Genomic DNA, 12,376 nt, shown 5'->3' on the forward strand with positions numbered 1-12,376 from the left:
TGCCAAAGCGAACATAGCTCATGGCGATCTCCCTTCCGTCGGCCAACGACCGCAGACGAGGATGGTTCAGATCGTGATCTTCAGGTTTGTCGCTCAGGAAATTGCTGGCGCCGCTTCTAGCGACTTGAACAGGACGCCTGTTAGTCTTGATCGAGCGGCGGCCAATGGCAGCTTTGGGGAAAGGGAGCAGTAGGACTTAACGACCGGTATGGGGTCGTCAGGAGACCGGCGGCGTCGGGGTGGACAGCGGACTGTCAGCTATTGGCAATCTTTCGGCAAAAGCCGCCATTAGCCTAGCCGGGCTGACAACCCGAACCGTTGTCCGAACGCTACTGAAGCTTGCAAATGCCGTTCGCGCGCCCCGGGCCGGTGTAGGAAATGTCGAGCGTACCGTCCGCCATGCTCATCACCGAAACGGTCACCTCGCCCTCCTTGGCCTCGAAATAGCTCTCACTGTAGGAAGTGAATTCAGCCTCTTTCCCGTTCAGGTAAACGGGCCCTCCTTCGTCGGCATGGACAGAGATGCCTCCGGGGCATTCAGCATTGAAGAACAGAATTTTGGCTGATCCTGTAGAGGCCGCTTGATCGCCTGCAGCCGGGCTGCAAATGCCATTCGCGCCGCCTGGACCGGTATAGGACACGCCAGCCGTCCCATCGGTGTTGATCGCGATAGAAATAGTCGTGCCATCAAGGCTCGCTTCAGAATAGTCGTCGTTGAAAACTTCGAGTTGGGCTTCTTCGCCGTCGATATAGACTGGCCCGCCCTCGTCGGCATGAACCTCTATGCCATCGGCACACGTGACATTGAGCTGCGGCACTGCTGCCATCGCCGGTGTCGCTGCGCATGCCATTCCGGCCAATCCGACTGCGAGAACGATCTTTTTCACTAAACTTTCCTTTCTTGTCGCCGCTGTGACTGCCGTCAGTCGCCGAAGACCACGTCGGCAATGGTGTAGGTCTCTTTGCCACCATCTAGGACCACGGTTGTCAGGTCATCGTTTCGGCTCGACGTCATCGTCGTGCCAGTCGGTGTCAGCGGCGCCTTCTCACGAAATTCAATGAGCCGCTCCGAGCCATCTGGCAGGGTGATAAACACGCTTGCAAGTCCCGTTGGGGCCCGAATGACGCCGAAAGGGCACTCGGTCGTGCCAGGATAGTCGATCAGGATGCATGGCAGCGTGCCGGTGGCGTTGTATCGTGTCCCAGCTACAAGGGCATCGGCATCGGGCGGTGCGCCGGACTCTCGCAAATAAGCACCGCTAACCCAGCCGGCAATCGCCAAACCGTCTGGGAATTCCACCCGACACCAACGCGCGTCGCCTTTGCCCTCGCAGCCGAGATTGCGAAGGATTGTGCCTTCGGAAATCTGCAGGGCAATATCGGTCGATGACGACGGACTCACGCGGACATTGAGGCTGCTGCCCGGCTTGAGGCCGGTCACTGCCCAAAAGTCAGGACCGGACGCGGCATCGTCCTGTGCGAACGAAACACCGGACAGAGACGCCAATAAAGACGCAATGAGAACCGGCCTTGTTGTGTAATGGCTTACCATGCATGCACCCGCTTCTCTGGCGCGAGCCACATGGGATCGCCCTCAACGATGCCGAAGGCATCGTAGAAGGCGTCCAGATGCTGAAGGGCGGCGAAGGAACGATAGTCACCTGTGGCATGCACGTCGGTGCCGACGAGATAGGCCGTGTACTGATCGGTGCTCTTGCTGGCCCACATCTGACCGAAGGCAACGAAACACAGCTGGGCAGGCGTGAGGCCATCGATCTCGACATTCTCTTCGGGATGTTCGTCGAGATAGGTCATCAAAGCATCGTAGGCCAAGGTAATGCCGCCATAGTCGGCCATGTTCTCCTTGACGTTGAGCGGGCCGTTGGCCATCAGCCCCGGCAGCACCTCATAGGCATTGGCCTGATCGACGAGTTTCTGCGCTTCGGCTTCGAAGGCTGCAGCGTCGTCGGGGGTCCACCAATCGCGCAGATTGCCATCGGCATCGAACAGGCGCCCGCCGCTGTCGAAGCCATGCGTCATTTCATGGCCAAGCACAGCGCCCAGGCGACAGAAATAGACCGGCGCTGGCTGAGTGATGTCGAACATGCCCGGCTGCAAGATCCCCGCCGGCACGTCGAAACCATTCATGGCAGGGCTATAGGCAGCGTTGATGCTCAAGGGCAGTGTGGCATCATCGGCGAAATGCTCTTCCACCACCGGTTGTCCCATCTTGGCCACTTCGACATCGATCGAGTGTCGGTTGAGCCGGGTGATATTGCCGATGAGGTCATCTGGCTTGATCTCCACATCGGTGTAGTCGAGCCATTCATCGGGATAACCGGCATAGTAGGTCAGCTTCTCAAGCTTTTGGATCGCAGCTTCGCGTGTCTCCTCGCTAAGCCACGTCCTCGTCTTGATGCGATCGAGAAACGCCGCCATGATCCGGTCCATCATGTCGAGGGCTGTCTGCCGCGTTGTCTCTTTGAAATAGGCGTCGACATATAGTCTCGACAATGGCTGCCCCAGGTTCGATTTGAGAAGCGCCTGCGCCTTTTCCTCTCGTGGCTTGGACTGTGAGATACCGAGGATGGACTGGATCAGGGCATCCGTGGGCGCTTCGAATTCAATATCAAGATAGCCGGCATAGTTTTCGATCAGCCGGAAGCGCAGGTAACTCTTGATGTCATCGAGGGAATAATCCTTGAGCACCTGCGAAAGCACACCGAGATAGCGCGGCTCCGTTTTGACCACATTTTCCTCAGGCTCGAGCCCAAGTCCGCGTGCCAGTCGCGTCAGATCGAATTCCGGGATTTCGTCTTGAAGGTCCTTAAACGAAACAGGATTGTAAACATTTCGAGGATCGACCCGCTCTACAGGTGTCGCCTTGCCGGCATGCAGCTTGGCTTCAAGTTCGAAGACGAGATCGGCGGTTTTGGTGGCGTCTTCGGAGCTATCGCCGGCAACCACGAGCATATCCCGAACGAAGGTCTTGTAGGCGATTGCCCTCGCAGAGTCTTCGCCCTCTTCGTAGATCGCGCCCAGCGCGATCCCCAGATCTCCGCTGAGAAACCACAAGACCATCTTCTTGGAATCGGCTCTATCGGCATTGGGTACGATCGCGGCGAGCACGAATGAGCCGGTGTCTCGGCCTCTTTCCCCAAGATAGGTGGAAAGGTCATCAAGGGAATCTACCGCTTCAAGTCGATCGAGAGCCGGTTGCAACGCGGCCATACCCTCGCCATTGATGCGATCAACGTCCATGTAGGAATTGTAGAGATCACCAACCTGTTGCGCTGCGGTACCAGGCTTGGCCTGATCGGCGTTGGCAGCGGCTGTAGCGATGACGGCGGCCATCTGCTTGGTGACATGGTCTCCCATGAAGCTGAAGACGTTCACTTCGGGCAGCGTCGGTGGAATGACTGTCTTGTCCAACCAGCTACCGGCCACATAGCGATAAAAGTCATCGCGCGGTGACACCGACTGGTCCATATTTTCAATGGAAAAGTTGAGTTCTTCCGGCCCGGGAGGCGGCGGTGCCAGATCCTGCGCCAGGGCCGAAACTGCCCAAGCCGAAGTCGACAAAACGAGAGCCACGCCAAGATTGAGATACATTCAGAATCTCCCGAGCCAGGCCCGTCACGCTCTTCCGACGGCCATGCAGTCTCTGTACGCTTAACCTATGATAATAGGGAAAACGCTTTGGTGGAAGCGAGATAAGGTGTTCGCGACGAGCTCCGTCCCTTCTGCTCCCGAAGCGTTCACGCCCCCGAGATGCTTGGAGACGCAGCATGGACTTCATGAAACTGCTCAAGTCGATCGAGGAATTGCTCTACGAGCTCATCACCTGGTTCGTCTTCTATCCGCTCACGCTTTGGCGCATCGACGCCATGAACCCCATGCCATCATTTCTCTTGGCCACGTCCCTCTTCCTTGGTGCGGTGACCCTCGTGATCTTAGTGACCGTGGCATCCTCTATTGCAGCGCAAGCTCTGCCAAGTTCGCCGGCAGTCTAGGGTTCAACTGTGATTGGGCAGTGCCTGAGAAGGAGCCGGGTCATGATATTGTGGGGCAGGCTGTCACAAAAGGGCCCCATCGGAGACGCTCAACCTCGTATACTCGACATATGAGTAGAAATGTCCGGGAGATGTACCTCACCCCCGGACTTTATTGGTTGTTGCCCTTTTGGATCAGTTCACCGACTGGAAGCTGCCGTCCTTGCCGAAATAGCAGTTGAAGAACTGGCTGCTGCCGTCGTCCTTATCGAAGTAACCTTGGGTGATGAAATTGGCGCCGACATCGAGCACCGGATTTACGGTGATCTCCGTGGGTCGAACTCCAAACTTCGCCGAGGCTTCACCGGCGCAGAAGCGCGGCAACTGATCAATCGAGACTGCTGCGGGAGGGGGCGTGTAGGGAACAGCAACCGGGCGAGGCTGTGAAGGCACGGGGCGCGGATTAACTGAAGGCAGCGTCGAAGGCTGGCCAAATGATTCATGCAGATAACGGCCGGCAACCCAGCCTTGCTGGCCGTTCGGAGTTTGCACCTGGCACCAGCGCGTGCTGCCGTTCATGGTGCAGCCGAAATTTCGTAACGTGTCGCCGTTTCTGACTGTGGCGATAACGGAATTGCCGGTGGAAGGGCCAGAGCGAACGTTCAGCGTATCGCTGCCCAGACCCTGAACCTGCCAGAAATCGGGGCCACCATCCATGGAGGCAACGGGCCTCGGCGCCACGGGGCCGGACGGCAATGTTGTTGGACGAGGAGCCTGGGCGGCGGTGCCATCGACATATAAGGTCAGATCGAAATCTGCGCTTTCGCCCCGCCGTGCCGCATTACGCATCAGGTAGACGCTGATGATGTAGTTGCCGGACGAGGGAATGGTCAGATTAGTCGAGTTGCCCGAGATCGAGCCGTTGAACACGGACTCCGACGCGCCAGGCGCGTTGATGTTGAAATAGTTGCTGGGATTGTCGGTATCGAGCTGCACCGACATGTTCTGACCGGCAGACACGCCAATGCGATAATTGATCGCCTCGTACCCGACGATGGTGTCGGAAATGGTGGTCCCGCTCGTCCCTCAAGGAAAACGCACATCAACAGTACGCGTTTCTTGCGCCATGACCGCTAATGGCGTCACAATAGCGGCAAGCGCAGCGAAAGCAAATGAAGCAAGTCGTAGCCTGGAAACTTGAAGCATAGAATACTCCTGAAACTCAGATTATCGGCACCCAGCAGAATTCATGGTCGCCTCAACCATCGCCGTCAATCCAGTTATCTTTTGACCTCAGGGAAAATCTGACTTCGTTCAGTGTGGAGATGACACCGATCCTGGTCTAACCCACACTATGCATGGCCGTTTCAGGATCGGGTCGCAGTGCTTCTACGACCGAAAAGGGGGCGAGTGCCGCCGGTCCGTGCTCGCAGTCCCACCTTGCCCTGCCAGCCTAGGGTAATAACCGGCCAGACAGCTTTCAGCATTGCATCGTTGAAAGTTGGCTGCCGATGACGATCAGGACCTGCGAAGGCGAGCGGCCGTGTTGCACTTCAAGTTTGCGAAAGCGAAGCGTTGGTCAGCTCGAACAGTAAACCCGGTGCAACAGCTGTCCAACGCAATTGGCTTACAGCCCGTAAGGTCGAGACGATTGGCGATGAGCCATAAAGGGCGGCTATCGGCCCCCACAGTTGCTGGGCCTGCTCAACCGTCAAAGACTGAGTATTTCCAGCCCCACCGACAGCGATGCTTACCGCCTCGGCAAGCTCTCTCATGAAGACTGTCTCACTGACCAAATTGTAGACAGTGCCTGCTTGTCCTAACTCAAGGGCAGCGACGAAAGCTTCGGCAATGTCCTCGATGTGCACGACCGAGATAGGCGTTGTTCCGTCCCCGATGTAGGAGCCTATCCCTGTCGGTTTTGCCGAAGCGATCAGCGTCCGTACAAATATGCCGCCTGTGGCTTGGCCATAGACATGCCCAGGGCGCAAAATCAGACTGCGCACGCCCCTCTTTGAAGCCGCTAAAACGGTGTTCTCGATTCGAACGCGCAGCGCCTGCATCGGAATGGCTGGGGACAATTGCGTACTCTCGTCTACATAATGTGCGGTTGTGCCAGCGTAGACACCGAGGCCACTGGTGAAAATGAGAGGTTTGCCAGTTCCCTCCAGTCCATCGATGAGCGCCTCGGCAAAAACCGCATCGGCCTCCGTCACACCACGTGGCAGTCCAACCGCCGTATGGATTACGGCATCGACCGTCGAAAGGATGCCGGGCAGATCCTGCGGCTGAGAAATATCACCGGCATAAATATCTAGCCCCTTGGCCGACATCAGCTTCGCTGACTGCTCTGATCGAGCCAATCCAACAATCTTGTGGCCCTGTGCAACAAGCTTTTGAACCACGGCACCACCTACATAGCCCGTCGCGCCCGTCACAAAAATACGCATAGCCGGCCCTTCCTCTATCGCTTCGAAAGCTGTCGCTGTTGAGCCTGGATCAGCTCATCGATGCCGTTTCAATCAAGCATTTTGCGTGTATAATGCACATATTAGATCTAAGGAGATCAAGGTCAATGGACAATGTGCAAAATACACATATTGATGCGTTTCTGCCGGAGCTCCTCCGCTCTGTCATCGACATCGTCGGCCTCTTCAACGAGCCGGAGCGTGATGCGGCAATGCTGGGCAGGGCCGGTCTTTCGCTAGAACGGGCTCTGTTTCCACTATTGGTATTGATAGACAAGTTGGGACCGGTTGGCGTGGTGGACCTTGCTGACCGTATCGGCCGCGATCACACAACAGTTAGCCGCCAAGTGGCGAGACTAGAGCAGCTGGGCCTGGTTTCGCGTCAGCCAAGCCTGGTAGATAGGCGCGTCAGAGAGGCGACCATCACCCCCTTAGGCAGGAACAGCACGGCAGGCATCGATGCCACTCGCCATGAGATGGCGCATGAACTCTTTGATGGTTGGTCGCGGCAGGACTTCGACGACTTGGTCAGACTGACCAGAATGCTTGCCGACGGGATGAGGGTAACGAAGCGACGGGCAATGCGGGATGAATCACAGCTCGACATGCCAGTATCTAAATGATCACGACTGTCAGAACTCCCTCTGACTTCAACCAATCGTTGAAGCAGATGTTCAGTTTTGAGGCTCCAAGGTGCAGTCTGGCGGTGTGATGGCGAGCAAGAGCGACCATTGGGAACAAGCAGGGAGTTATCAGGATCGTCGTTGAATCCGTTCCTCTAAGGAGCGAGTGATCGCCTCAAATTGCGCCGGCGTATCGAAATCTCGGATCACGCCGGAGTTGGACGATGCGTAGGTCCTAACAGGCGTCGTCGCGTCCCTGATCAAGACCGCGCCCCCGTTTACGCCGTTAAGGTTGCGCAGGTTCTGAAAATGGGCGCTGCCGAACAATACTGGATGGCCGGGACTTTCATTGTAGGTTGGGCGGCACAGGCTGCTTCGGTCCTGGAAAAGCGCCCCGGTTTCCCTGAAGTCCTCCGCGCCAATATCAGGCATGTCGGCTGGGCAGATGAAGACGCCGCGATGCGCTCCAAGCTGCTTGGCACCGGCCGCTATGGAGGTACCCATTCCTTGCAGCGCGTTCGGATTGAGGCATTCCTGCCATCCATGATGAGCGCATAGCAATTGCTTGACTTCATCGGCATAGGGTGGACCGGTGACAACAAGGCGCAGAACAACGTCAAGTTGTTCGACCGCGTGCAGAATATGGCTCATCAGCGGCTTGCCGCGATAGGGCTGCAATAGTTTGTTCTCGCGTCCAAACCGTCGGGAAGCGCCCGCCGCAAGAATGATGACGGCGAGGCCACGCAGAACACCAGGATGATCAACCATGCAATCGCGTGTCCGTATCGGCGTTGCGCCGGCTGATCGCGATTTCCGCGAGAACGGAGATCGCCAAAGTCGTTGGGTCGCGTGCCTGGGAAATGAGCCCGATGGGCCCGACGACGCGATCCACGAGTGCGGCATCGTGCCCGGCTGCCAAAAGTTGCTGGCGGCGCGCGGTCTGCGTTCGCTTGCTTCCCAGCGCGCCGATATAGAAACCTGGCCCGCTCAGGGCCATCTTCAGGATCGTATCCTCCCATTCCCGCTCATGAAAAAGCAGCACGGTTGCGGTCCATGGGTCGGTCGGCACGCGGCAGATGTCGGAAGTGCTCCTGAGGTGCTGGGCGTACGAGACGGTGCCTCCAATGCGATCGATGATGTGCAGATCCGGGCTCGCAACGTCGACACCAAAACCGCTCGCAACAGCCAGCCGCACAATTGCTTCCAGCTCGGGGCCCCTCCCCGCCAGCAATAGTCTGGTTGCAGGCAAATAGGGCCTGAAGAAAGTGCCGTCGACCCAGCCGAAGCGCCTCGTATCTTCAATTATGCTGACCCCTTCGTCAGCCGGCGTGATCGCGAGCGAAAAGGGCTCGCGCCGTCTATGGTGCTCCAGCGCCTGCCTCAGTATCGGAATGGAAATGCCTGGGGAAACGAGGACATCGATCCCGCCTCCGCAGGGAAACTGGATGTCGAAGATGGGCGACCCTCGACCGAAGCGCAGGACCCGACTGCTGCGCTGCTCGATGACGCTGACCACTTCACAAGCGATAGCGGCTTCGACGCATCCCCCAGACAGGTAGCCATTGAAGCTCCGAGCGCTGACGACAGCCATATGCGTACCGATTGGCCGCGGGGAACCGCCATGCAAACCGGTTATGGTCAGCAATGCCGCATCGTTTCCTGCCTCCAGTTGCTGAAGAAGCCACAGGAGTGGAGCAACCTCCGAATCCAGAGGCATTGTCTCGGAAAGGACCTGTGTTTCCATCAGGCTGCCGGTAGGACGCGGCGTGTGCGGCGTTCGCCGGTCGTTTGGGTGATTGCCAGGGGCAGCGAGCGCAGCCGTCGGCCGGTAGCGTCGTAGATCGCATTGGCCAGGGCCGCTGCAACCGGAACGATGCCCGGTTCACCGGCACCGCCGGGCGGCTCGTCGCTCCGGATTATATCAACGATGATCTCGGGTGAATCAGCGATGCGCAGCATCGGGAAGTCATGAAAATTGGACTCCTGCACCGCCCCGGCCTCGAGTGTGATCGAACTCATGAGCGCGGTCGTCAGGCCAAAGATGATCCCACCCTCCATCTGGGCGATAACGGCGTCGGGATTAATCACCATGCCGACATCGATGGCGCAGAATACTCTATCCACCCGTAGCTCGCCGTCGGCGACGACACTGACCTCAACCACCTGAGCGACCACGCTGCGATAGCAATCTTCAATTGCGACACCTCGCCCGCGGACGGGAGGCATCGGAGTGTCCCAAGCCGCCATCTCTGCCACGCGGTTCAGCACGGCGAGATGACGAGGACTATCGCGCAACAGAGCACGACGATAGGCGAGTGGATCGGTGCCGGTCGCGTGGGCACATTCGTCGACAAAGCTCTCGGTGAAAAAGGTGTTGAACGAAAAGCCGTTGGAGCGCCAGAAACCGATAGGCATATGACTGGGCACGTTCTTGCTGCGCAGGCGCCGACTGGGAATTGTGTAGTGTCCCTTGTCGAGACCCTCTGCGGTGAGCATGTCGCCATCGGGACTTGGCGTGAACGGCAGATTACGACTGGCGATCGATTGCATGGCCGATTGAGCTGCCACCAGTGCGTCGTAAGCGAGCGGCTGGCCATCGCGACCCAAGGCAATCCGCAATTGCGCAGCAGCCTGGCTACGGAAGAGACCGCGGCCGATATCTTCCTCGCGCGACCAGATAACCTTTATCGGACGGCCGCGATGACGCGCGGCCAGAAAGGCTGCTTGGGCCACCACATCCTGATCGCTGCGGCGGCCGAAGGCGCCGCCATTCATGGTCACATTGCACGTGACGGAGCCGACCTGCACATCGGCCCAGCCAGCCCCGCGCTGCACGCCCTGGCGCACGGCGATAGGCGATTGCGTTGGCACCCAGGCTTCGGCCGTGCCATCGGAGCGGATGAGTACCGTGGCGTTCATCGGCTCCATGCAGGCATGGGCGAGGAACGGAGCGGCGTATTGCGCCTCGACCACAGGACCGGCCCCGCCGGCAAACACAGCCTCGACATCGCCCTCGTCGAGGTAGGTATGCGGAGCTTCGCCGGCGAGGCCGGCCTCCAGGCGGCCTGTCATCACGGCGCTGTCGACGTCATCCGCATCGGTCGGGGTCCACTCAATGTCGAGCTGGCGTGTGGCGAAGTCGGCCTGCCACCAAGTTGAGGCCACCACGGCAACCTGGCGATCATTGATGACGACGACATCGAGAACACCTGGCTCGGCGCGCACCATGGCCAGGTTGCGAATGCCGGCCACCATGGCGCCAAAGACCGGCGCGTGAACAATGGCGGCATGGAGCATATTGGGCAGGGTGACGTCGATGCCGAAGACGGGTTCGCCCCGCACCTTGGCTGGCAGATCGACGCGGGGCTGCGAGCGACCGATCAGGCGCCATTCGCTTTCTGGCTTGAAGCTGGGATTTTGTGGCGGGGGCAGCACGGCCGCCTCGCGCGCTAGCTCGCCATAGGAGAAGGCGCGGCCGGAGGCTTCATGCCGAACAAAGCCTTCGACTGTAGTGAGCTGATCGGCAGGCACGCCCATGCGGGCGGCGCCAGCGGCGAGCAGCATCTGACGGGCGGCGGCTCCGGCGACCCGCATGGGGTGCCACATGGCCATGGTGGAGCCGGAGGCGCCGGTGGAAATGAAGCCTAACTGCCCGAGGATGCGCCGGCCGAGCCAGACGGCAGGACCGCTGGCATATTCGGGGCGGACACCGAGCACGTTGAACCAATTGGCATAGGCCGGCAGCGGTTCGGTGGGGAACACCACGCTGATGCGATCATCGAAAGGAATATCGAGCTCTTCGGCAACAACCATGGCGAGGCCGGTATGGATGCCCTGCCCCATTTCGGTGCGTGGCACATTGACGACGACCCGCCCATCCTCGCCGATGGTTACGAAAGCATTCAGCGCAGCATGATCGCCATCGACAAAGCCAAGTAGACCTTCGACATCAACTGTGGCGAGGTAGCCAACGCCGCCAACGGCGGCGACGAGGGCCGTGCCGCCGATGGCAGCACCGGTGAGCAGGAAAGTGCGACGGGACAGCAGACGTGGCATCGCGAGCTCCTCAGCTGCGGGCGCGCGAAGCTGCGGCGCGATGGATTGCGCGGCGAATACGCGGATACGTGCCGCAACGGCAGATGTTGGTGATCGAGGCATCGATATCGGCATCGGTGGGCTCTGGAACGCGTTCCAAAAGCGCCGTGGCAGCGACGAGAAATCCTGGCTGGCAGAAGCCGCATTGCGGCACCTGCTCGTCGATCCAGGCCTGCTGCACTATGGAAAGCGCACCATCGGGGCCGGCAAGTCCTTCGACCGTCACTATGCTGGTACCCTCGGCATCAGCGCAAGGCGTCACGCAGGACGGCGTCGAAACACCGTCGATGAGCACGCGGCACGCACCGCATTGGGCAACGCCACATCCGTATTTAGGTCCGAGAAGGCCAAGTTCGTCACGCAGCGCCCAGAGTAACGGCTTATCGTTCGGGACGTCGATATCGGCGGACATGCCGTTGACTATGAAGCGGACCATCATAAACTCCCGTAATGTAGTCTATACGGTGTAGTATACTTTTAGGGTTGTCAATGGCCTGCACATGCGTTCATAAGGAGCAGGATCGGGGCGCAGATGAAGACCATTGACGGAAAACCCTTGCCGCAGGTGATCGTGCGGGTGGCGATCGCCACCTTTGTCGAGCACGGCTACGAAAAGGCCTCCATGGACGAAGTAGCTGCCCGTGCTTCGACGACCAAGCGCACGGTCTATTCCCATTTCGGCAGCAAGGACGCGCTGTTTCGAAGCGCGCTGGCCAAGGCTGTGGAGATGTTCCACAGCGAATTGCCTCGGCTCGAGGATGTCAGCGATCCCGAGGCGGAACTTTCCGCCTTCGCTCTAGGCTTCAGCCAGCTTTCGACCTGGAAAGGCGCGGTCCGCCTCCAGCGGGTGATCATGAGCGAGGCAGAGCGCTTCGTCGATCTTGGCGCCATGCTGCACCGCAACGTGATCGAAAAAGCCGAAGAGCTCATTGCCGACTATCTTCGCGCGGTCGAACGACACCGTGCCCCCAAAGTGCAGCAGAGGCCGGACGAAGCTTATGTCATGCTGGCCAGCCTTTTCCTCAACATGACGACCGCCCGGCAGCGCTTCGCCACGCTAATGCAAGCACGCCAACCCCTGCCCGACCATCCGCTTGCCAAGACGCCGCCCGATCTGGATGTCCCGGAGATCCGGCATGCCGTCGCTGTGTTTCTGCGTGGCGCAGGTTTTGCCCAATCCGATGATCGCACGTGACTG

At 59.0% G+C, this 12,376-nt stretch carries 13 protein-coding genes; 4 read left to right on the forward strand and 9 right to left on the reverse strand.

The features are described from left to right. Positions 1–193 (forward strand): hypothetical protein (locus BM364_RS18600; protein WP_210186419.1); only part of this gene is annotated, 193 nt, incomplete at its 5' end. 136 nt (positions 194–329) lie between these two features. On the opposite strand, the gene BM364_RS18605 is transcribed toward BM364_RS18600, so the two are convergent. Genes BM364_RS18605 through BM364_RS09660 form a run of 3 tightly spaced genes read right to left on the reverse strand, consistent with a single transcriptional unit; the run spans position 330 to position 3,612 of the window. After that, positions 330–887, reverse strand: a complete 558-nt coding sequence (locus BM364_RS18605; RefSeq protein ID WP_210186420.1) for a hypothetical protein — start codon at positions 885–887, stop codon at positions 330–332. A gap of 35 nt (positions 888–922) precedes the next feature. Continuing rightward, a complete protein-coding gene (locus tag BM364_RS09655; RefSeq protein ID WP_092424044.1) occupies positions 923–1,552 on the reverse strand; it encodes an SH3 domain-containing protein in 630 nt (209 codons plus the stop codon). Beyond that, entirely contained in the window at positions 1,546–3,612 is a 2,067-nt protein-coding gene (locus tag BM364_RS09660) for a M13 family metallopeptidase (protein WP_092424046.1), read from the reverse strand. Before BM364_RS09660 ends, BM364_RS09655 begins: the two co-directional genes overlap by 7 nt. Positions 3,613–3,788: 176 nt before the next feature. On the opposite strand from BM364_RS09660, the gene BM364_RS18485 reads away from it, so the two are divergent. Then, entirely contained in the window at positions 3,789–4,013 is a 225-nt protein-coding gene (locus BM364_RS18485; RefSeq protein ID WP_092424048.1) for a hypothetical protein, read from the forward strand. Between the two features lie 174 nt (positions 4,014–4,187). Here the strand turns inward: BM364_RS18485 and BM364_RS09670 are convergent, their stop codons facing one another. Together BM364_RS09670 and BM364_RS09675 are read right to left on the reverse strand one after the other, a co-directional pair. Next, a complete protein-coding gene (locus tag BM364_RS09670) occupies positions 4,188–4,988 on the reverse strand; it encodes an SH3 domain-containing protein (RefSeq protein WP_139232565.1) in 801 nt (266 codons plus the stop codon). A gap of 557 nt (positions 4,989–5,545) precedes the next feature. Next, positions 5,546–6,442 carry an NAD-dependent epimerase/dehydratase family protein gene (locus BM364_RS09675; protein WP_092424052.1) on the reverse strand — a complete coding sequence of 299 codons (897 nt, stop codon included), beginning with the start codon at positions 6,440–6,442 and terminating at the stop codon, positions 5,546–5,548. A gap of 125 nt (positions 6,443–6,567) precedes the next feature. On the opposite strand from BM364_RS09675, the gene BM364_RS09680 reads away from it, so the two are divergent. Continuing rightward, entirely contained in the window at positions 6,568–7,083 is a 516-nt protein-coding gene (locus BM364_RS09680; protein ID WP_092425266.1) for a MarR family winged helix-turn-helix transcriptional regulator, read from the forward strand. 129 nt (positions 7,084–7,212) lie between these two features. Here BM364_RS09680 and BM364_RS09685 read toward each other — a convergent pair whose 3' ends face one another. From BM364_RS09685 to BM364_RS09700, 4 genes are read right to left on the reverse strand one after another with little or no spacing between them, the layout of a single operon-like run. Further along, positions 7,213–7,851, reverse strand: a complete 639-nt coding sequence (locus BM364_RS09685; RefSeq protein ID WP_175528550.1) for a nucleotidyltransferase family protein — start codon at positions 7,849–7,851, stop codon at positions 7,213–7,215. Continuing rightward, positions 7,844–8,827: an XdhC family protein gene (locus BM364_RS09690; RefSeq protein ID WP_092424056.1), complete on the reverse strand. Its 984-nt coding sequence runs from the start codon at positions 8,825–8,827 to the stop codon at positions 7,844–7,846. The genes BM364_RS09685 and BM364_RS09690 overlap by 8 nt, the downstream gene beginning before the upstream one ends. After that, complete coding sequence (locus tag BM364_RS09695; protein WP_092424058.1) at positions 8,827–11,139, reverse strand: xanthine dehydrogenase family protein molybdopterin-binding subunit; 2,313 nt, start codon at positions 11,137–11,139, stop codon at positions 8,827–8,829. Before BM364_RS09695 ends, BM364_RS09690 begins: the two co-directional genes overlap by 1 nt. A 10-nt stretch (positions 11,140–11,149) precedes the next feature. Beyond that, positions 11,150–11,614, reverse strand: coding sequence for a (2Fe-2S)-binding protein (locus tag BM364_RS09700; RefSeq protein ID WP_092424060.1), 465 nt, complete (start codon positions 11,612–11,614; stop codon positions 11,150–11,152). 96 nt (positions 11,615–11,710) lie between these two features. Between BM364_RS09700 and BM364_RS09705 the strand changes: the two genes are divergently transcribed. Then, positions 11,711–12,373 carry a TetR/AcrR family transcriptional regulator gene (locus BM364_RS09705; RefSeq protein WP_092424062.1) on the forward strand — a complete coding sequence of 221 codons (663 nt, stop codon included), beginning with the start codon at positions 11,711–11,713 and terminating at the stop codon, positions 12,371–12,373. The last annotated feature ends 3 nt before the right edge of the window (positions 12,374–12,376 follow it).

The organism is Devosia crocina (genome assembly GCF_900116545.1).
GTDB classification, from domain to species: Bacteria; Pseudomonadota; Alphaproteobacteria; order Rhizobiales; family Devosiaceae; genus Devosia; species Devosia crocina.

Excerpts from the sequence above, each read along its gene's own strand:
- BM364_RS09655 (WP_092424044.1), bottom strand. The coding sequence starts at position 1,552 with ATGGTAAGCCATTACACAACAAGGCCGGTTCTCATTGCGTCTTTATTG.
- BM364_RS09660 (WP_092424046.1), bottom strand. The coding sequence starts at position 3,612 with ATGTATCTCAATCTTGGCGTGGCTCTCGTTTTGTCGACTTCGGCTTGG.
- BM364_RS18485 (WP_092424048.1), top strand. The coding sequence starts at position 3,789 with ATGGACTTCATGAAACTGCTCAAGTCGATCGAGGAATTGCTCTACGAG.
- BM364_RS09675 (WP_092424052.1), bottom strand. The coding sequence starts at position 6,442 with ATGCGTATTTTTGTGACGGGCGCGACGGGCTATGTAGGTGGTGCCGTG.
- BM364_RS09680 (WP_092425266.1), top strand. The coding sequence starts at position 6,568 with ATGGACAATGTGCAAAATACACATATTGATGCGTTTCTGCCGGAGCTC.
- BM364_RS09685 (WP_175528550.1), bottom strand. The coding sequence starts at position 7,851 with ATGGTTGATCATCCTGGTGTTCTGCGTGGCCTCGCCGTCATCATTCTT.
- BM364_RS09690 (WP_092424056.1), bottom strand. The coding sequence starts at position 8,827 with ATGGAAACACAGGTCCTTTCCGAGACAATGCCTCTGGATTCGGAGGTT.
- BM364_RS09695 (WP_092424058.1), bottom strand. The coding sequence starts at position 11,139 with ATGCCACGTCTGCTGTCCCGTCGCACTTTCCTGCTCACCGGTGCTGCC.
- BM364_RS09700 (WP_092424060.1), bottom strand. The coding sequence starts at position 11,614 with ATGGTCCGCTTCATAGTCAACGGCATGTCCGCCGATATCGACGTCCCG.
- BM364_RS09705 (WP_092424062.1), top strand. The coding sequence starts at position 11,711 with ATGAAGACCATTGACGGAAAACCCTTGCCGCAGGTGATCGTGCGGGTG.